The organism is Ruegeria sp. I3, from assembly GCF_056532525.1.
In genome coordinates, this window is the sequence record NZ_JBQFNI010000006.1 from 1 (window position 1) to 17662 (window position 17662).

At 56.2% G+C, this 17662-nt stretch carries 23 protein-coding genes and 1 pseudogene; 11 read left to right on the forward strand and 13 right to left on the reverse strand.

Annotated features, from left to right (window positions below):
* Both ACR0L9_RS15530 and ACR0L9_RS15535 read left to right on the forward strand, forming a co-directional pair.
* A pseudogene (locus ACR0L9_RS15530) lies at positions 1-179 on the forward strand (iron-containing alcohol dehydrogenase); the annotation flags it as partial.
* Between the two features lie 58 nt (positions 180-237).
* Entirely contained in the window at positions 238-1008 is a 771-nt protein-coding gene (locus ACR0L9_RS15535) for an alpha/beta hydrolase (RefSeq protein ID WP_480896033.1), read from the forward strand.
* 59 nt (positions 1009-1067) lie between these two features.
* Here the strand turns inward: ACR0L9_RS15535 and ACR0L9_RS15540 are convergent, their stop codons facing one another.
* The 4 genes from ACR0L9_RS15540 to ACR0L9_RS15555 form a co-directional block, all read right to left on the reverse strand.
* The gene (locus tag ACR0L9_RS15540; RefSeq protein WP_170511160.1) at positions 1068-1349 is read right to left on the reverse strand and encodes a hypothetical protein; all 282 of its coding nucleotides are present in this window, start codon (positions 1347-1349) and stop codon (positions 1068-1070) included.
* Between the two features lie 317 nt (positions 1350-1666).
* A complete protein-coding gene (locus ACR0L9_RS15545; protein ID WP_480590822.1) occupies positions 1667-2344 on the reverse strand; it encodes a DUF2971 domain-containing protein in 678 nt (225 codons plus the stop codon).
* Positions 2341-4299 (reverse strand): DNA topoisomerase IV subunit B, encoded by a 1959-nt coding sequence (parE, locus tag ACR0L9_RS15550; protein WP_480896035.1) that lies wholly within the window; start codon positions 4297-4299, stop codon positions 2341-2343. Before parE ends, ACR0L9_RS15545 begins: the two co-directional genes overlap by 4 nt.
* A gap of 150 nt (positions 4300-4449) precedes the next feature.
* Positions 4450-5004: an NYN domain-containing protein gene (locus ACR0L9_RS15555; protein ID WP_480896036.1), complete on the reverse strand. Its 555-nt coding sequence runs from the start codon at positions 5002-5004 to the stop codon at positions 4450-4452.
* Between the two features lie 186 nt (positions 5005-5190).
* Between ACR0L9_RS15555 and ACR0L9_RS15560 the strand changes: the two genes are divergently transcribed.
* The 3 genes from ACR0L9_RS15560 (at position 5191) to ACR0L9_RS15570 (ending at position 8392) form a co-directional block, all read left to right on the forward strand.
* A complete protein-coding gene (locus ACR0L9_RS15560) occupies positions 5191-5799 on the forward strand; it encodes a carboxymuconolactone decarboxylase family protein (RefSeq protein ID WP_480896037.1) in 609 nt (202 codons plus the stop codon).
* A gap of 169 nt (positions 5800-5968) precedes the next feature.
* A complete protein-coding gene (gene ppk2, locus ACR0L9_RS15565) occupies positions 5969-6898 on the forward strand; it encodes a polyphosphate kinase 2 (protein ID WP_480896039.1) in 930 nt (309 codons plus the stop codon).
* 129 nt (positions 6899-7027) lie between these two features.
* Positions 7028-8392, forward strand: coding sequence for an MATE family efflux transporter (locus ACR0L9_RS15570; protein ID WP_170645810.1), 1365 nt, complete (start codon positions 7028-7030; stop codon positions 8390-8392).
* Positions 8393-8396: 4 nt separating this feature from the next.
* On the opposite strand, the gene ACR0L9_RS15575 is transcribed toward ACR0L9_RS15570, so the two are convergent.
* Entirely contained in the window at positions 8397-8798 is a 402-nt protein-coding gene (locus tag ACR0L9_RS15575) for a hypothetical protein (protein ID WP_170404825.1), read from the reverse strand.
* A 14-nt stretch (positions 8799-8812) separates the two neighbouring features.
* Complete coding sequence (locus ACR0L9_RS15580; protein WP_170404828.1) at positions 8813-10015, reverse strand: pyridoxal phosphate-dependent aminotransferase; 1203 nt, start codon at positions 10013-10015, stop codon at positions 8813-8815.
* Between the two features lie 92 nt (positions 10016-10107).
* On the opposite strand from ACR0L9_RS15580, the gene ACR0L9_RS15585 reads away from it, so the two are divergent.
* The 3 genes from ACR0L9_RS15585 (at position 10108) to ACR0L9_RS15595 (ending at position 11329) form a co-directional block, all read left to right on the forward strand.
* Entirely contained in the window at positions 10108-10500 is a 393-nt protein-coding gene (locus ACR0L9_RS15585) for a helix-turn-helix domain-containing protein (protein WP_170393655.1), read from the forward strand.
* Positions 10497-10754, forward strand: a complete 258-nt coding sequence (locus tag ACR0L9_RS15590; RefSeq protein WP_170393653.1) for a succinate dehydrogenase assembly factor 2 — start codon at positions 10497-10499, stop codon at positions 10752-10754. The genes ACR0L9_RS15585 and ACR0L9_RS15590 overlap by 4 nt, the downstream gene beginning before the upstream one ends.
* A gap of 77 nt (positions 10755-10831) precedes the next feature.
* Entirely contained in the window at positions 10832-11329 is a 498-nt protein-coding gene (locus tag ACR0L9_RS15595; protein ID WP_170393651.1) for a MarR family winged helix-turn-helix transcriptional regulator, read from the forward strand.
* Here ACR0L9_RS15595 and ACR0L9_RS15600 read toward each other — a convergent pair.
* From ACR0L9_RS15600 to ACR0L9_RS15610, 3 genes are read right to left on the reverse strand one after another with little or no spacing between them, the layout of a single operon-like run.
* Entirely contained in the window at positions 11276-12046 is a 771-nt protein-coding gene (locus tag ACR0L9_RS15600; protein WP_480753745.1) for a DUF1194 domain-containing protein, read from the reverse strand. The genes ACR0L9_RS15595 and ACR0L9_RS15600 overlap by 54 nt on opposite strands.
* Positions 12043-12747 carry a DUF1194 domain-containing protein gene (locus ACR0L9_RS15605; protein WP_480896040.1) on the reverse strand — a complete coding sequence of 235 codons (705 nt, stop codon included), beginning with the start codon at positions 12745-12747 and terminating at the stop codon, positions 12043-12045. The genes ACR0L9_RS15600 and ACR0L9_RS15605 overlap by 4 nt, the downstream gene beginning before the upstream one ends.
* Positions 12744-13172 (reverse strand): VOC family protein, encoded by a 429-nt coding sequence (locus tag ACR0L9_RS15610; protein WP_170393645.1) that lies wholly within the window; start codon positions 13170-13172, stop codon positions 12744-12746. The genes ACR0L9_RS15605 and ACR0L9_RS15610 overlap by 4 nt, the downstream gene beginning before the upstream one ends.
* A 177-nt stretch (positions 13173-13349) precedes the next feature.
* On the opposite strand from ACR0L9_RS15610, the gene thyX reads away from it, so the two are divergent.
* Entirely contained in the window at positions 13350-14261 is a 912-nt protein-coding gene (gene thyX, locus ACR0L9_RS15615) for an FAD-dependent thymidylate synthase (RefSeq protein WP_170393643.1), read from the forward strand.
* Positions 14262-14376: 115 nt separating this feature from the next.
* Here thyX and ACR0L9_RS15620 read toward each other — a convergent pair whose 3' ends face one another.
* The gene (locus ACR0L9_RS15620) at positions 14377-14583 is read right to left on the reverse strand and encodes a cold-shock protein (RefSeq protein ID WP_008758035.1); all 207 of its coding nucleotides are present in this window, start codon (positions 14581-14583) and stop codon (positions 14377-14379) included.
* Positions 14584-14797: 214 nt separating this feature from the next.
* Between ACR0L9_RS15620 and ACR0L9_RS15625 the strand changes: the two genes are divergently transcribed.
* Positions 14798-15115: an arsenate reductase family protein gene (locus ACR0L9_RS15625; protein ID WP_170422413.1), complete on the forward strand. Its 318-nt coding sequence runs from the start codon at positions 14798-14800 to the stop codon at positions 15113-15115.
* Positions 15116-15157: 42 nt separating this feature from the next.
* Positions 15158-15526 (forward strand): hypothetical protein, encoded by a 369-nt coding sequence (locus ACR0L9_RS15630; protein ID WP_170420996.1) that lies wholly within the window; start codon positions 15158-15160, stop codon positions 15524-15526.
* 1 nt (position 15527) lies between these two features.
* Here ACR0L9_RS15630 and ACR0L9_RS15635 read toward each other — a convergent pair whose 3' ends face one another.
* The 3 genes from ACR0L9_RS15635 to bufB are packed head-to-tail and all read right to left on the reverse strand — an operon-like array spanning position 15528 to position 17658.
* Positions 15528-16046 (reverse strand): DoxX family membrane protein, encoded by a 519-nt coding sequence (locus ACR0L9_RS15635; RefSeq protein ID WP_170626091.1) that lies wholly within the window; start codon positions 16044-16046, stop codon positions 15528-15530.
* Complete coding sequence (locus ACR0L9_RS15640; RefSeq protein ID WP_480896041.1) at positions 16043-16804, reverse strand: HvfC/BufC family peptide modification chaperone; 762 nt, start codon at positions 16802-16804, stop codon at positions 16043-16045. Before ACR0L9_RS15640 ends, ACR0L9_RS15635 begins: the two co-directional genes overlap by 4 nt.
* Positions 16801-17658 carry an MNIO family bufferin maturase gene (gene bufB / locus ACR0L9_RS15645; RefSeq protein ID WP_480896042.1) on the reverse strand — a complete coding sequence of 286 codons (858 nt, stop codon included), beginning with the start codon at positions 17656-17658 and terminating at the stop codon, positions 16801-16803. The genes ACR0L9_RS15640 and bufB overlap by 4 nt, the downstream gene beginning before the upstream one ends.
* Positions 17659-17662 lie beyond the last annotated feature (4 nt).

Sequence of the window (17662 nt, forward strand, 5' to 3'; positions counted from 1 at the left end):
GCTTCGTGCAAGAGTTCAACGACAGCCTCGCCATCCCCCGCAATCTCTCCGACCTCGGCGTCACCAAAGCCGCCATCCCCGAACTGGTCCAAGGCGCTATCATCGACCCCTCATGCGGAGGTAACCCAATCGAATTGACCGAAGAAAACCTGACAACGCTCTTCAACGCAGCACACTAACAGGCTTGCCGAACCGATCCCTCACCTCTCATACTGGTCGGAGGTGAGGGAGATTTTCATGACGAAAGAGATTGTTCTGATCCACGGTGCTTTTGCCGGACCGTGGTGTATGGAGGATTATGCGGGCTTCTTTCGTGCACGTGGCTGGACGGTGCATGCGCCCGCGCTACGCTATCATGGTGGCGACCCCAAGGCAGATCCCGATCCCGGCCTCACCGACACAAGCGTCCTAGATTACGCCAATGACATTGCAGACTTCGTGCAGGGGTTGGAGAGCAAACCTGTTCTACTGGGCCATGCCATTGCGGGGGTAGTGGCGCAGAAGGTGGCGTCTCAGGGGTTGGCCAGCGCAATTGTCCTGATCAACCCAAACGCGGCCTGGGGCACATTGCCCGAAACCGACGACGAACGTGCCGTGCCGCGCGCGTTGATGGAGGGTCGGGCGTTCTGGAAACAGCCCATGCGCGTCGATTTCGAACTGATGGCCCCCTTTGCGCTGAACAAGATGCCCGAGGCGCAGCAGCACGAAGTGTTCGACCAGCTTGGCCCCGAAAGCGGGCGGGTGATGTTCGAGATGTTCTTCTGGATGTTCGACGATCACCACGCGATGAAGGTGGACATCGACAAGGTCGATTGCCCGGTGCTGATCGTTTCAGGCACCGAGGACCGGGCCGTGAACCCCAACACCTGCCGTGCTCTGGCGAAGCTTTACGGAGACCGTGCGACTTTCCTGCCTGTCGACAACCACGCGCATTTTCTGTTCATGGAGCCGGGCTGGGAAGGCCCAGCCGAACAGATTGCCGACTGGTTGGATCGGAATGTTGGGTAAGATGGGGTTTCACCCCATCGTCCCCGCTCCGCTTTAATGGGTTGGAAACCCATCCTACGTCAGTTGTTGGTTTGAAACGTGCTCTGCGGTTTCCAGACCAGAGAGCCATCGTCATTGCGATGACACCGCAGCAGCCGTTCCTCGCGCGTGCTGATGGTTGAGGTTACGGTGTTGTCACCGGTCAGCAGGATGAACGCGTCTGGCGAATAGGCCATCCCGCCATAGTAGCAAAACCGCGTCTCGGCCCCGTCCGGAATGGGCGATGCAGTGCTGAGCATCTGCTGCGCGGGGGCTGCCGAGGCTAGCAGGGTCAGGGCCAGCCCTAGGGTTAGTGTTTTCATGTCGTCCTCCCGTTCGGAATTATTTCGTTAGATTTGGTTTTGGCGCCGGAAACCTCAAAATTCGTTCTTGGATTACGGATTGAGGGTAAGTGTGAACGGGATCAACGGGTTAGGCAAGGGGGTTGCGGTGTGCCGGGCTGAAGCCCGGCCTACGGGGTGGGAAGCACCGTACTATCTACCAGTTGCTTGATGCAAAGCATCAAGCACGCGCCCGACCCGCCCCCTTGGGCGGGCGCGTTCCGCACCCATCCTCGGGCAGGGCGCGAGGTTCTCAAAATGCACGGAAGTACTTGTCTCATCCAATGATAAATCGGATGCTACTTTTGCAATCTTACGGATTGCTGTTCTACGATTTTAAAGCCACGAAACGATGGTCTGGCAGTTTTTACTTCGACGCCAGCATAGCCTTTCAAAGCAGTTCTAAATTGAGCGGAAGTTAGATTTGAGTTGGCGCCGATGATAATCTCTCGCAACCTCAGTTCATCTCCAAATGGATGGAAGAACAAGTTTGCGCCACGTGCTTTCAGCTCTTTTTCTTCGCTCGTCAGTTCGACGTATGCTCGCCATTCGTTTTCGTATTCCCAATGCTTGCTCTTAGTGTCTCGAGCGTAAGCAACGAATTGCTCTAGCGCATCGAAGTCCTTAAGGACTTCTGGATCAAATTTAACGAAGCAGTCTGTGTAATCCATTTGGTTAACGTCGCCTGAGACATCAAATCCAAAACAAACCCCTTTGTGATTCCGAGCATAATGGCCCCACATAGTCGGGAGGCACCACTCGCTACTAAACGAGATGAATCCGCGTTCCTGCGAGAATCGATCGATGGTCTGGCCCCATGCTATTCGCGCTTCACGGTTGTCACCAAAGTCGAATGGCTTCATCTCGAAGATATCATTCACTTCGTTGGGGAATGACAGTTTCAGGCGACGCCTTACAACGTTATCAAGAGCATGATCTGGGCCGGTGAAATAGTAAAGACGTTTGGGTTCACTCAAACGTCCAATTCCTCCACAAACCGCGCGTTTTCCTGAATGTATTGGAACCGCAGTTCGGGTTTTTTGCCCATCAGGCGCTCGACGAGGTCGCCGGTTTCGCCGGGTTCGTCCTCGTCGATGGTGACGCGGATCAGCTTGCGCGAGGCCGGGTCCATCGTGGTCTCTTTCAGGTCCTTGGCGTCCATTTCGCCCAGACCCTTGAAGCGCGAGACGTCAATCTTGCCTTTGCCGCCTAGACCTTTCTCCAGCCACTCGTCGCGCTCGGCCTCGTCCAGACAATAGACACGTTTGGCGCCTTGGGTCAGGCGGTAGAGGGGCGGGCAGGCCAGATACAGGTGGCCCGCGTCGATCATCGGGCGCATCTGCGTGAAGAAGAACGTCATCAGCAGCGATGCGATATGCGCCCCGTCCACATCCGCGTCGGTCATTATGATGATCTTGTCATAGCGCAGGTCGTCGACGTTGAACTTGGTGCCAAGACCCACACCCAGCGCTTGGGTCAGGTCGTTGATCTCGGCATTGGTGCCCAGCTTGGAACTGGCCGCGCCCAGCACGTTCAGGATTTTACCGCGCAAAGGCAGCAGGGCCTGCGTCTTGCGATCCCGACCCATTTTGGCAGAACCGCCCGCCGAGTCGCCCTCGACGATGAATAATTCCGTGCCGTCCCGTGTTGAACTACTACAGTCCACCAACTTGCCGGGGAGACGAAGTTTCTTAGTGGCGGACTTGCGTTGTGTTTCCTTCTCGGCCCGTCGGCGCAGGCGTTCTTCGGCCCTCAGGATGAGGAAGTCGAGGATCGCCCCGGCGGATTTCGTATCAGCCGCCAGCCAGTTATCGAAATGGTCGCGGACGGAGTTTTCGACCAGCCGCTGCGCCTCGACCGTGGCGAGGCGGTCTTTGGTTTGGCCGACGAATTCCGGTTCCGAGATAAAGCAGGACACCAGCGCACAGCCTCCGGTGATTAGGTCGTCGCGGGTGATCTGACCGGCCTTTTTGTTGTTGATCAGCTCGCCATAGGCCTTGATCCCCTTGAGGACCGCAGCCCAGAATCCCGCCACATGGGTGCCGCCTTCGGGGGTGGGGACAGTGTTACAGTAGGACTGGATGAACCCGTCGCGTGAAGGCGTCCAGTTGATCGCCCATTCGACTTTGCCGGGGGTCCCGAACTTCTCCTGAAAATCCACGGTGCCAGCAAAGGGCTGTTCGGCATAGGTGGAGGAGCCGTTCATCGTCTCCTTCAGGTAATCCGACAAGCCGCCGGGAAAGTGGAAACTCGCCTCGGTCGGGGTTTCCCCGTCGTCGATGGCAGATTTCCAGCGGATTTCGACGCCCGAGAACAGATAGGCCTTGGAGCGGATGGATTTGAATAGGCGCGCGGGTTTGAATTTGTGGTGGCCGAAGATGTCCGCGTCGGCGTGGAACGTGACGGTTGTACCGCGCCGGTTGGGCGCTGCGCCTACTTTTTCCACCGGACCTAGAGGGATACCGCGCGAGAAGCGTTGTTCGAATAGCTGTTTGTCGCGTGCCACCTGCACGACCATCGAATCCGACAGGGCATTCACCACCGATGCACCCACACCGTGCAGACCGCCCGAAGTCTGATACGCCTTGCCCGAGAACTTGCCGCCTGCGTGCAGGGTACACAGGATCACCTCCAATGCGGACTTGTCCGGGAATTTCGGGTGGGGGTCGATCGGAATGCCGCGCCCGTTGTCACGAACGGTCAGGGCGTAATCGGCGTGCAGTTCGACCTCGATCCGGTTAGCGTGGCCTGCGACTGCCTCATCCATCGAGTTGTCGAGGATTTCGGCCACCATGTGGTGCAATGCGCGCTCATCGGTGCCGCCAATATACATGCCGGGGCGTTTGCGCACCGGTTCCAGCCCTTCGAGCACCTCGATGGACGAGGCGTCATAGGTGGAGGTCGCTTCTGGCGTCAACAGATCGTCGGGCATGGGTGCTGCTCTTGTTTTTGAGTTTCCCCCATTATGGCAGGTGATGTGGTCCGGGGGAAGAGGGACGCGAGGTGTTGTATCCGGTTTGTCGGGGTCACCGGAACCGGAGCGAATTTCAGCGCTGTATTGCAGCGCGTTTACAATGACAGACTACAATGATAGCCAGAGAGTTTTGTCTTTAAAGCCACCTCGAACAAGAGAACTTTTCTCAAGCACATCCGAATATTCGTCATCCCAATCACGGAACCGGTCATTTGTGACGATAGCAGCGCCGAGATCCCTCGCTACCTGAAGGACCAGCGGGTCGGCAGGAGTACCCTTCGGCGCAACCATCACGTGGCTGGATGGCAACCCAAGCAAAGCCGCAAGGTAACTGTCGTTCATATAGCGATCTGAGATTTTGTATCCTACATTGGCATCAAAGACGACGCCCGGTGTCCGCCCCTTTGTCTTCAACTCGTCGACAACCTCGCGCACTGTGGCGATATTAGGAACACCGCCTTTCCAGTGCAAAACATTTGATCCATCGACGACAGCCCAGTTTTTCGAAGTTTTGAGCCGGCGTAGCCTTTTTCCGAACAGCAGCAGCAAACTTGCCAATGCGCACGGTCCTGTCAGCAATAACCAATCTGAGAACGCTGGATTGAACATAGCTAAAGCAGAGCCAAAACAAGTCAGGGCAAAAATACAGATGAGAGGGCGCACAGTTGAAAAGTCTTTGGTCAGAAAGTTGTTTCAATAGGGACGTAGCAGACAGTAGGGGTGGCTGCCCAGCATATATCAGTGATGCAATACAGATTGATATTAAACCGCGAGCTTTCCAAGGTCTCGTCATGTTTCGAAATCCCGTTTAGGCTTTGTTCCGGAAGCAGAAATTAGGGAGCAGAAGAATTGAGCTGGATCAGAACCATTCCATTCGAAGAGGCGACGGGAAAGCTGAGGAGGCTTTATGACCGCGTTACCGGGCCGGACAGCAATGTGGACAACATCATGATGGCGCACAGCCTGCGGCCGCATTCGATGGAAGGCCATATGGCGATGTATAAGGCCGTACTGCATCACTCGGGCAACAAGATACCGAAGTGGTTTCTTGAGGTGCTGGGCGTGTGGGTCAGCTCTCTGAACCGGTGCGGGTATTGCGTAGAACATCACTTTTCCGGATTGCAGCGGTTGCTGCAGGATGAGGTGCGCGGCAATGCGATCCGTGCGGCGATTGAGGCGCGTGATCCGGCCTCGGCCCCGCTGGACGCGGCACAGGTCGAAGCGATGAGATATGCGCGCAAGCTGACCGAGGCACCCGGTGATCTGACCGAGGCGGACGTGATCGCCTTGCGAGAAGCAGGATGGGAGGACGGAGAGATTCTGGAGATCAATCAGGTGTGTTCGTATTTCTCCTATGCGAACAGAACCGTTTTGGGGTTGGGGTGTTCGACTGACGGAGACGTTTTGGGCTTGTCGCCGAACAACTCGGACAATCCTGATGATTGGGGACATCGGTAAGTGCGGGGCTGGCCGCTCCCCCCTATGTATTTTGGGATCATGTAAAGAACGGGCATAGGCTTGTTCTTTGACGCCCCGATAAAACCTATGTCAATTTGACACCAATCAAAGCGCGCCGTGTGACAATCGGCTAAGCATCTCCTCGACAGTGAAACCGAGGAGAACATGTATGGATGCGGCACCCCAGATCAAACAAAAATCATCTCAGATCAAAGCTGTAACTGACCTGACGGCGGATGCCTCGGCACCAACATCCGAGAAAATCCGGCAAGCTTTTGAGAGCGGCAAGTACCCCTATGGCCGCAAGATGGCACGCAAGGATTACGAGGCGCAAAAGGCCGAGCTGCAGGCAGAGTTGCTGAAGGTTCAATTGTGGGCGCAGGAGACCGGGCAGCGGTTTGTGCTGTTGTTCGAGGGCCGCGACGCCGCCGGCAAGGGTGGGACCATCAAGCGGTTCATGGAGCATCTGAACCCGCGTCAGGCGCGTGTGGTCGCATTGAACAAGCCGACGGATGAGGAAAAGGGGCAGTGGTATTACCAGCGTTATGTGCAGCAGCTGCCCACCGTGGGCGAGATGGTGTTTTATGATCGGTCCTGGTACAACCGTGCGGGCGTCGAGCGGGTGATGGGCTTCTGCTCACCCAATGAGTATCTGGAATTCATGCGGCAGACGCCCGAGTTGGAGCGGATGCTGGTGCGCTCGGGCATTCAACTTTATAAGTACTGGTTCTCGGTCACGCAGGAAGAGCAGCAGCGGCGCTTTGGGAGTCGTGAAACTGATCCGTTGAAGCAATGGAAACTGTCACCGATTGACAAGGCTAGCCTAAGCAAATGGGATGATTATACCGAGGCGAAAGAGGCGATGTTCTTCTATACCGACACCGCTGATGCGCCCTGGACGATTGTCAAATCCAACGACAAGAAACGCGCGCGTCTGAACTGCATGCGGCATTTCCTGTCGACGCTGGACTACCCGGACAAAGACCTGAGGATCGTTGGTGAGCCTGATCCGTTGATAGTTGGGCAGGCGCATCACGTAATTCATAACTCGGACCATATTCTGGGGACAGCGCTGCATCCTGACGCGAAGATCGGCTGAAAATCGATAAACTGTAAAGCCGTTGCACCAAAGGTGATGGCGAGCGTCGCTTTGTTCTCGTTAGTCTCATTATGAAATAAGTTTGTTCCGCTCTTGTCTCGGGCAGCGCGCAAGCCTAAGGCTGGCGGAATGAACAAGGTGATGACATATCCCGGCCATTTGCGCGCAATCGCGGTGCTGGGCCTGCCATTGATTGGCGGGCATCTGGCACAGTATGCGATTGGTTTGACCGATACCGTCATGCTAGGCTGGTACGGGGTCGAGGCGTTGGCTGCCGTGACGCTGGCCAACAGCTATTACTTCGTCCTGTTCCTGTTTGGTGCCGGGTTTGGGTGGGCTGTAATGCCGATGGTGGCGACCGCTGCCGCCGAGGAAAATGAGACCAGCATTCGCCGCTCCACTCGCATGGGTCTGTGGCTATCTCTGATCTATGCGACGGTGATGATGCCCCTTTTGTGGTGGTCCCATCCGATCCTGATTGCTTTGAAGCAAGAGCCGCAAGTCGCTGAAACTGCGTCAGTATACCTGCGGGTCGCGGGGTGGGGCTTGTTCCCGGCGCTGTTGGTGATGGTCCTGAAGTCCTATTTGGCCGCGCTTGAGCGGACGCAGATTGTGCTGTGGATCACGATTGTTGCAGCTGTGGTCAATGGCGTGACCAACTATGCGCTGATCTTCGGAAACTGGGGCGCGCCCGAACTTGGGGTGATTGGTGCGGCTATCGCGTCAGTGGTGACGCAGATCGTATCATTGGTGGCGGTCGTGATCTATGCGGTGCGTGCGTTGCCGGAACACAGCTTGTTTCAGCGGTTTTGGCGCCCGGATTGGGAGATGTTCATGAGCGTGCTGCGTTTGGGCGTTCCCATCGGTCTGACGACACTGGCGGAGGTGTCGTTATTCGCGATCTCTGCTGTCATGATGGGCTGGTTGGGTCCAGTGCCGCTGGCAGCTCACGGGATTGCGTTGAACCTCGCCTCAGCGACGTTCATGGTTCATTTGGGCCTGTCTAATGTGGCGACTATTCGGGCGGGCAACGCGTTGGGTCGACGGGATCGGGCGCATCTTGAGAAAGGCGCGATTACGGTGACCGGGATGTCGTTGATCGTGTCGGTCTTGACGATTGTTCTATTCCTGACATGCGCTGAGCCCCTGATCTCGCTGTTTATGGAGGCCGATGATCCGCAGCGGCCACAGATCCTGCTAATCGGCACTGGCCTGCTGGCGATGGCTGCGTTGTTCCAGCTGGTCGATGGGGCGCAGGTCATCGCACTAGGCCTGTTGCGAGGTTTGCAGGATGCAAAAATACCGATGGTGATGGCCGCACTCAGCTATTGGGTGATCGGTATCCCCGCTTCGTACTATTTCGGCTTTGTTCGAGGTATGGAGGGGATCGGAGTCTGGCTTGGCCTCGTGATTGGCCTCGCTTGTGCTGCCGTATTGTTGATGGCGCGCTTCTGGCTAAGGTCGGTGCGCGATGTAGGAGAAGTTCCCGCCTAGGGGATCATTCTTTGCTCATCCGGTCGGATTTCTTTCGAACAAGTACCGACCGCAAGTCGTGCATTGCCATCAGCAATGGGTCGGTCACGTCCTCTAATTGCGCATCCGTTGCTTTAGACTGGGCCCATTGCGTGGTCAGATTCAGGTAGTCAACCGCACGGTGTATATCATCCATATCGCGGCGGGATAGCAGGGCTTTGCGCTCTTCCATCCAGCGCGCGATTTCATCGTTGTCGGCGTCGCTTAGTACACGCTGGCCCTGCGGTTTGACCTCGCCATTGCGGATGTTGATGACCGCGATCTGTTCCATCTCGATCCGGCGATGGCGATTTTCCGTGTCGATCCTGAACACCGCTGCCCCATTTTCGCGCACGCGGAAATAGTATTCAGGCAGGGCTGTGGACATAACAAACTCCGGTATCAGGTGAGCGCGGCGCAAAAACGTTGGATGCGTGTGCAGGCTTCAGTCAGGGCTTCATCAGAGGTCGCATAGCTGACGCGGAAATTGGGCGACAGACCAAAAGCTGCGCCAAACACCACCGCCACGTCGGCCTCTTCCAGCAGGGCGATTGCGAAGGTTTCGTCCGAATCTATCACGGTGCCCGCGGGTGTGGTTTTCCCGATCAAGCCTGCAATTGATGGATAGACGTAGAACGCGCCTTCGGGTGTCGGGCACGAGATACCGTCGATTTGGCTGAGCATGTCGACGACCAGATCGCGACGGCGTTTGAATATCTCATTATTCGGCGCAAGGAATGCTTGAGTTCCATTCAGAGCCTCGACTGCTGCCCATTGGCTGACCGAACTGGGATTCGAAGTTGATTGAGATTGCACCTTGCGCATCGCGGCGATCAACTCGACCGGGCCTGCCGCATAGCCAATACGCCAACCGGTCATGGCATAGGCTTTGGAGACGCCATTGCAGGTCAGCGTCCGATCATAAAGTCTCGGTTCCACCTGTGCGGGCGTGCAGAACTCGAACCCGTCATAGGCCAGGTGCTCATACATATCATCGGTCATCACCCAGACATGCGGATGTCGCATCAGGACATCAGTCAGTTCTTTTAGTTCAGAACGGCTATAGCCCGCCCCGGTGGGATTCGAGGGTGAGTTGAAGATGAACCATTTCGTTTTAGGTGTGATTGCGGCTTCCAGTTGATCCGCTGTCAGTTTGAAATTGGTCTGCAGCGAAGTTTCGACGATCACTGGTGTGCCACCGGCCAGTAACACCATGTCCGGGTAGCTGACCCAATAGGGCGCGGGGATGAGGACCTCATCGCCCTCGTTCAGCGTAGCCATCAGCGCGTTGTAAAGCGTCTGCTTACCCCCGGTCCCGACCGAGACCTGAGCGGGCGTATAGTCCAATCCGTGGTCACGCTTCATCTTGGCGCAAACCGCCTGTTTTAGCTCGGGGATGCCGTCCGGAGCAGTGTATTTGGTTTTGCCCGCAGCGATGGCGGCCACGGCGGCGTCCTTGATGTTCTGCGGCGTGTCGAAATCGGGCTCGCCTGCGCTCAGCCCGATCACATCGCGCCCGGCGGCCTTCAGCTCGGCTGCTTTGGACGTCATCGCGATGGTGGGCGAGGGTTTTACGCGTGACAGTGTCGCAGACAGGAAACTCATGGTCGGCCTCGGTTTGTATGTTCAGCCCGACTGTCATAGGGTGCGCCGAAATAACGATCAAGCCAATTGAGTTTTACCCTTTGGAGACCCCGATGAACGACGAAACAGACTGGTTCGGACCGGACACCGCAACCTTCGGGGATCGCGTTGCTGGCGCACGCGAAGCCGCAGGCATGACGCAGACCCAATTGGCCCGCAGGCTTGGTGTCAAAAAAGCCACGATCACCTCGTGGGAAGATGATTTGTCGGAACCCCGCGCGAACAAGCTGTCGATGATGGCGGGGCTACTGAATGTCTCGATCATGTGGCTTCTGACGGGCGAGGGCGACGGCATGGACGAAACCAGCCTGCATGGCGATACGGACTCGGAATTGCGCGATCTTGTTGCAGAGCTCCGCACGATCCGAGGTGAGATGCGAGCCAACTCCGAGCGTCTGGCCCGCGTCGAAAAAGCGCTGCGTCTGAAATTGGAACGCAATCAATGACCGAGCCGCGCGAGACCCGGATCAAGCGCATGAAAATGCGTTCGATGCGGCGGGGCATCAAAGAGATGGATTTGATCCTGACGGCATATGCCGATCGCAATCTGTCTTCGATGGACGAGGCGGGATTGGACACATACGATGCCTTGCTGCATGAAAATGATCAGGACCTTTATCAATGGGTCACTGGTCAGGCCAGCCCGCCGGAACCGCTGGCCGAATTGATCGCGGATATCGCGCAAACCTTTCAAAAATAAGCAATCATCAGGCTTAACCGATTTTTCGGGAATTCGCGTCATGTTTTCAGAAACAGCGCGATGAATCGGAGGATTGAATGAGTATGGAGTTACAGGTCACCGCGCCCGGGACCAAGGGGTTCATGACGAGCTATCTTGAGGCGTTGGCGCTGGTCGAGCGTCTGCATCGCTTGCTTCTGGACGTCATCAAGGATGAATTCGAGCGTGTCGGCGTACTTGAGATCAACGCGGTGCAGGCCCTGCTGTTGTTCAACATAGGCGACCATGAAGTAACCGCCGGAGAGTTGAAGAGCCGTGGTTACTATCAAGGCAGCAATGTCAGCTACAATCTTAAGAAACTGGTCGAGATGGGCTATATGCACCATCAGCGATGCGAGATCGACCGCCGCTCGGTACGGGTACGCCTGACCCCGCGCGGGCGTGAGATTCGTGACATCGTGTCAGACCTGTTCGCACGCCATGCAGAAGGGCTGCAAAACCGCGGCGTGATCGGGACCGATGGGATTGAAGAGATTACCGGTTCACTGCGTCGTGTCGAACGATATTGGACCGATCAGATTCGGTATATCTACTGATAGCTTTGATGGCTGAGTTTGGGACAGCGACAGACCCTCAAGCTCACGGATCAGTTTACGTGTCATCGCATCTTCATAGGCTTCGAAGCCAAGGGCGACTTCGACGAAAGCATCGGGGCCTCGGATGACCCACGCGTGGTAATAGGCGGATAGCTCCCCAATCTCTACCTGGCGGGTGTCTCCTGGATTGGGGTCGTCGATTCCGATTACAAGGGCGTTGATTGTAATATCAGTGTTTTGCAAAGCGGCTTTTATGTCCCGCGGGTGATGTCCGAGATTGTGTTTACCATCACCGGACAGATCCAGTGTTCGCCGCCAGCAATCGCTTTGGCTCTCCAACATCTCAGCACCGTACAACATGGCCGACCCGACCGCCGTTCCCTGCGGCGCTGATGAGCGTGTTGTGCTTTCTAAATGTTGCTGAATTCGACGCAGATCAGCAGTCGAGCGAACATCTGTCCAACCAAGCAAGAGGCGTTGGTGGCCAGGTTCGCTCCATTCGTAGATAGCGATCCGAATAAAGGTAGACGGGTTTGAAAGGATCAGTTGAACCACCTCGGGATGGCGCAACGCCGCCGCAAGGCCACTAAGTTGCAACCTGTACTCACGACTGTCGACCGAACCAGAGACATCCATTCCCAACGCCAAAGCCTGTCGACATTGCGCTGAAAGCGGGTTGGCCAGCAGGCAAAGAAGTGTCGCACACAGGCGGATCATTTCGCATTATCCGGTTGCAACGCACTAAGTTCCAATCCTTTCAATTCCCGTTCCAGTTTGCGACGCATGGCACGCTCAAAATCTTCGAACCCGGCGGCGATCTCAAGAAAAGCACCGGGTCCGTGTAGTACATTTTTCTGAAAGAACGGGATCAAGTCGATTTCTCCTTCGAAATCAGCTGCATTGATCACCAGACCATTCACGGTCGTGTTTTCGAACGGAAAGTGTTTGTAAGCGATCTGTGGCCCGTAGCCATCGTTGTTCTTGCCATCGCCCGAGATATCGATGGTCTGGAACAGACAATTCGGGGCGCTCTCCATCAGGGTTGCCCCAAAAGCCAGTGCGTGACCCATCGCAGTTGGGAACTCGTCTTCCGATCGCTTCGATGTCCCGATCCGATGCGCGGCGGAGATCAAATTGGCCCGAGTATCGATTATCGTCCAATCCAAAAGCAATGTCTGGTTGAAACTGCCGGACCATTCATAGACGGCTAATGCAACCGGTTGAGGTGAAAGGAAGAAAGCCTCCTGCACCTCGGGCGCAATCAATGCGTTGGCCAGCCCCTGTCGTTGTAGCGCATCCTCAGTCGCGTCCACCGAGGTCGAGATGTCCATGGCCAGCGCCAGCGCCAGGCGGCAGGTCTCGGCCCAAAGGGGGCTGCCCGCGACAGCCAGCCCCAATGCTCCCAGCCAGCGGATCACCAGTGGCCGGTGCTTTCCATGCTAGACCAAGGCTCTGCCGGGGCTAACGCTTCACCATTTTGCAGCAACTCGATTGAGACATTGTCGGGCGAGCGAACGAACGCCATACGCCCGTCGCGTGGCGGGCGGTTGATCACGACGCCATTGTCCTGAAGATGCTGGCAGGTCTCGTAAATGTTGTCGACGCCATAGGCGAGGTGCCCGAAATGGCGGCTGTCGCTTGGCAGTGCGTCGTCGCCATCCCAGTTGTATGTAAGTTCAATGGGCGCGTCCTCTTGTCCCGGTGGGGCGAGGAATACCAGTGTGAACCGCGCAGCCTCGCTTTCATAACGACGCGTTTCCTTCAGGCCCAATAGTTCATAAAACGCTATGGATTTCTCAAGATCCTTCACGCGGACCATGGTGTGGAGATATGTCAGCCCCATCGCGACTTTCCTTGCATTGGTTGTGATGCCAAGCACCTTAGCGCGCCTTCATCCCGTGTCGAGGGGCTGGCCGGACACAATTCCGATTTAGCGCAATGCGCCGCACATATCGCGGTTCCGATGGCAAGCTTGCCGATATATAGTGGTCGGCGACTCATTGCTGGAAAGGATAATTTCATGCCTCTGTCTGCCGACCAACTGGCCGAGATCGAAGCTCAGCGCGCACAGTCGAGCCCGACCCGCCGCGTCGTTGCCGAAGGTATGGAAGATCATCTGTACACGGCGCATCAGGTTCTGGATCACGGATTTGTCCGCGTTATCGACTATATGGGCGACGATGCTGCGATCTGTCAGGCCGCGCGTGTTTCCTACGGCAAAGGCACCAAGTCGGTGCAAAATGATGAAGGTCTGATCCGCTATCTGATGCGCCACTGGCATTCGACCCCGTTTGAAATGTGCGAGATCAAGTTGCACGTCAAACTGCCCGTATTCGTAGCCCGCCAGTGGATCCGCCACCGCACGGCGAATGTGAACGAATATTCGGCGCGGTATTCGATCCTGGATCGAGAGTTCTATATCCCGGCACCCGAACATGTCGCCGCGCAATCCGAGGTTAACAATCAGGGCCGTGGAGACACATTGCAAGGCGAAGAGGCCGCGCGCGTGTTGGAGATACTGAAAGCGGACAGTGCGCGCTGCTATGACAACTACGAGGCGATGATCGGTCAGGACGGCCAGCAAGGGCTTGCGCGTGAACTGGCGCGGATGAACCTTCCAGCCAACATTTATACGCAATGGTATTGGAAGGTGGACTTGCACAACTTGTTCCACTTCTTGCGTCTGCGTGCCGACCCGCACGCGCAGTACGAAATCCGCGTTTACGCAGATACCATGTGCAAGATTGTCGCCGACTGGGTACCGTTTGCCTACCGCGCGTTTGAGGACTACCGCCTTGGCGCAGTCAACCTCTCGGCGCAGATGGTGACCTGCTTGCGTCGGATGCTCAGCGGTGAAGATGTCACTCAGGAAAACTCAGGCATGACCGCACGGGAATGGCGTGAGTTTGAGGCTGTTATCCGAGAGGGTTGATTCAACAGAAAACTGGGCACGTCCCAAGGTGGGCGCGTTCACTAGGGTTTGCGGTTAACGGCCTGAAATTGGCCGTCAACCTTCTTTTATCTTTCCCGCCGGGGCGGGCTGTGCCTTACAGCGGCTTCAAATCAGCAGCCATTTGGCGGCCGTCACGTCCGTCCTGCAACTCGTACGAGACTTTCTGATTGTCAGCGAGTCCGGTCAGACCGGATCGTTCTACGGCCGAGATATGAACAAACACATCTTTGCCCCCTTCGTCGGGCGCAATAAAACCATAGCCTTTGGTTGTATTAAACCATTTCACGGTGCCGGTTGGCATTTCCCGTGTCTCCTTCTACTTACAAGTTGTCCCACAAATTGGTGGGGGCCTTGGCTGGCAAAACCGCCACACGTCACTGTTCGCCCTCACGATACAGCCCGGGTCGCGTGTTTCGCCTTTTTCAACATTACACGGTGAAGTAAAAAATCAAGAATAACTGGGGCAGCCTGATGGGTTTGTCTAAATTTGCAGCGATTACAGGATTAGTTAGATGATGCAGCTATATGGGTTAAAAACTTGCGATACGTGCCGTAAGGCATTGAAACTGCTTCCAGATGCGGTTTTCGTTGATGTCCGCGCGCAAGGGGTTCCCGAAAATGTGCTGTCCGAGGCGTACGAGACTTTCGGCAAAGCCTTGCTCAATACGCGATCAACAACCTGGCGGGGATTGGATGATGACACACGCAATCGACCGGTGCTCGCGCTGTTGGCTGATCATCCGACCCTGATGAAACGCCCACTGATAGTATCCAATGGTCAGATGTATCTGGGCTGGACGCCTGAAACCCGTCAGGCCCTTGGTGTTGCCTGAAGAACTGCTTATGTGACACGGGCAACAAGCGGAGACCTGTGAATGCGAAACGCTGCCATGATTTTAGGCGTCATTGCCGGGCTGATCGGGATGATCGTCGGTTTTTTTGGCTACGGCTTTGTGGAACTGATCGACCAGTTTGGTGAGATCGAAGGCATTGCCGAGCAGGTAGAGAACCCCGAGTTGATCCAGACGGCTTCGATCGTGGCGCCTTTGTTGGCAATCGTTGGCGGGGCGATGGCCCATTCTCGAGCGCTGATTGCGGGTTTATTGCTGCTGATTTCTGCGGCTGGGATGTACTATGCCTTTGGCTTCGGCGTTTTCACCATGTTCCCGATTGCCTTTGCAGGCGTAGCAGGGTTGCTCGGGCTCGCCGCAGGAAAACCGGACGAGCCCAAGGCACATTTCTAGGTCACTTCAGGCGTAGTAACCGATCCAGAGACAGCGGACCCGCGCCGTTGATCACAATCACCAGCAGCAGGAATGTCCACATCACGCGCTGATCCATCAACGTAATTGCGTTGTCGAACAAGCCGCCCAGTTTGACGCCATGTCCGGTGACATCGGTCAGTGTTTGAACCCAGACAAATCCGATCATGCCAAGCGCGGCAAGGCGCGTCAGCAGGCCGACCAGCAAAAGCACAGGCAGGACAAATTCGGCCACTGTGCCAAAGAAGATGACGACCCGCTGGAAAAAGGTCATCTGAGTCACATCATACAGCACCGCCTCTGCAGCTTTGGGAAAGATCTGACCGAAGGCTCCGGCCGATGGCGAAAAGATTGAGCCGTCGATTTTCAGCGTGGCCGAGTTCCAGTAGTAGACGAACAACACGGCGATAAAGACCACCCGAGCCAGGGTTGGTGTCAGCCAACCGGACGCGTGATCCGCTTTTTCCATCGCATTATTGTAAGTTGAGATCAGGGCAGTCATGTGTCCAGCCTTTCGATAGTCACAGAAGTTATTGCACCGCCCTGCAAAAGCAGTGCCAGAGTGGTTCCAAGATCAAATTCGGGTGTTTCGGCCATGGTGGATTCAAATGCCTCACCGATGGATTTGCCATCTTGAATCAGCGCGATCCATGCCGCACCACCGGGTGGCAATAGGTGTGGGGCAGGGTCGTATTCGGGACGCATGATCAAGGTATCCTGAGCGCCCGCCTCAGGTTTCGGCGCGCCTTCTTCAGTGTTAAATAGCCAGATCGCATGTACGGGCCAGCTTGAACGCAACACCTGCACCGACGGCGCGAGGGTCAGTTTGGCTTGCATCAAATCTTCCGGTGGCAAGCTGAGCGCTTCGGCATCTATGGGTTGTCGATCAGCGGCGTGGTAAGCCCTACGCAGCGCCAGTTCCAGACGGGCAACATCCGGCAGGTAGCCCAGATGCGACAACTGCTCCATTCCTTCCAGAAATTTAGGGAATTCCTCGCCATAAAACATCATCAGGGGTGAGGACGGCGGGTGCTGGCGCAAGAATATTCCAGCCAGCCCGTCCATATTCTGGGGTCCCAGCAGTTTTGTGATGACCGGGAAGGCCTGATGCATCGCCTCGGTCAGCGAGACGGCGACGTTGTTGCGATAGACGCTGAAGCGACGACCGGCGGGCTGCGCCTCGGCGTCCAGCAACCCATCGGGAATGGGCTTGTTGGCATCTAGCAGTGCCATGTGGAATGTCGTTTGCGACACGCTCATGCGGGCACGCGATCCAACGCTTTTTGCGCGCGCTCGGCTTCGGTCCGTAACACCGGCCAGTCCGGCACATCGGTGTCCCATTCAATCAACAGGGGTTTGGGGCCGGATTTGTCCAGAACGTAGTCCAGCAGGGACCAGACCGGATCAACGACCTCACGCCCGTGGCTGTCGATCAGCAAAGGATGCCCATGATCGTCTTCGTCTTCGTCATGCCCGCCCAGGTGAATCTCACCGACTTGGTCCAACGGGTAGGCATCAATGTAGCCCTGCGGTGAGAAATCCAGATTGGTGGCTGAAACAAAGACGTTGTTCACGTCCAGCAGCAACCCACATCCGGTGCGCCGGGTGATTTCGCGCAAGAAATCAGGTTCGGACCATGTGCTTTCCTCGAAAGCCAAATAGCTTGAGGGGTTCTCTAACAGCATTTGCCGCCCGACAATCTCTTGCACCTCATCAATATGGTCGCAAACACGGTCCAGAGTCGCATCAGTATAGGGCAGAGGAAGTAGATCGTTCAGGAAGTGGCTGTCATGGGTTGACCAGGCCAAATGCTCCGAAAAACTGGCCGGGTTCAACCAGCCGACAAGATGCTTCAGGCGGTCCAGGTGATCTGGGTCAAGTGGCGTTTCGCCGCCGATTGACAGCCCGACACCATGCACTGAAATGGGGAATTGTTCGGACAGGTGACGCAGTTGTGCCAGAGGTCTGCCACCATCGCCCATATAGTTTTCGGCATGAATCTCTAGCCACGCCACAGGCTTGGCCTGTTCAAGAATCTGCGAGAAATGCTGTGGTTTGTAACCAACGCCCGGTGCTGCAGGCAGCCGGTTCGATCTGAGCGCATTATCCAACATTTGC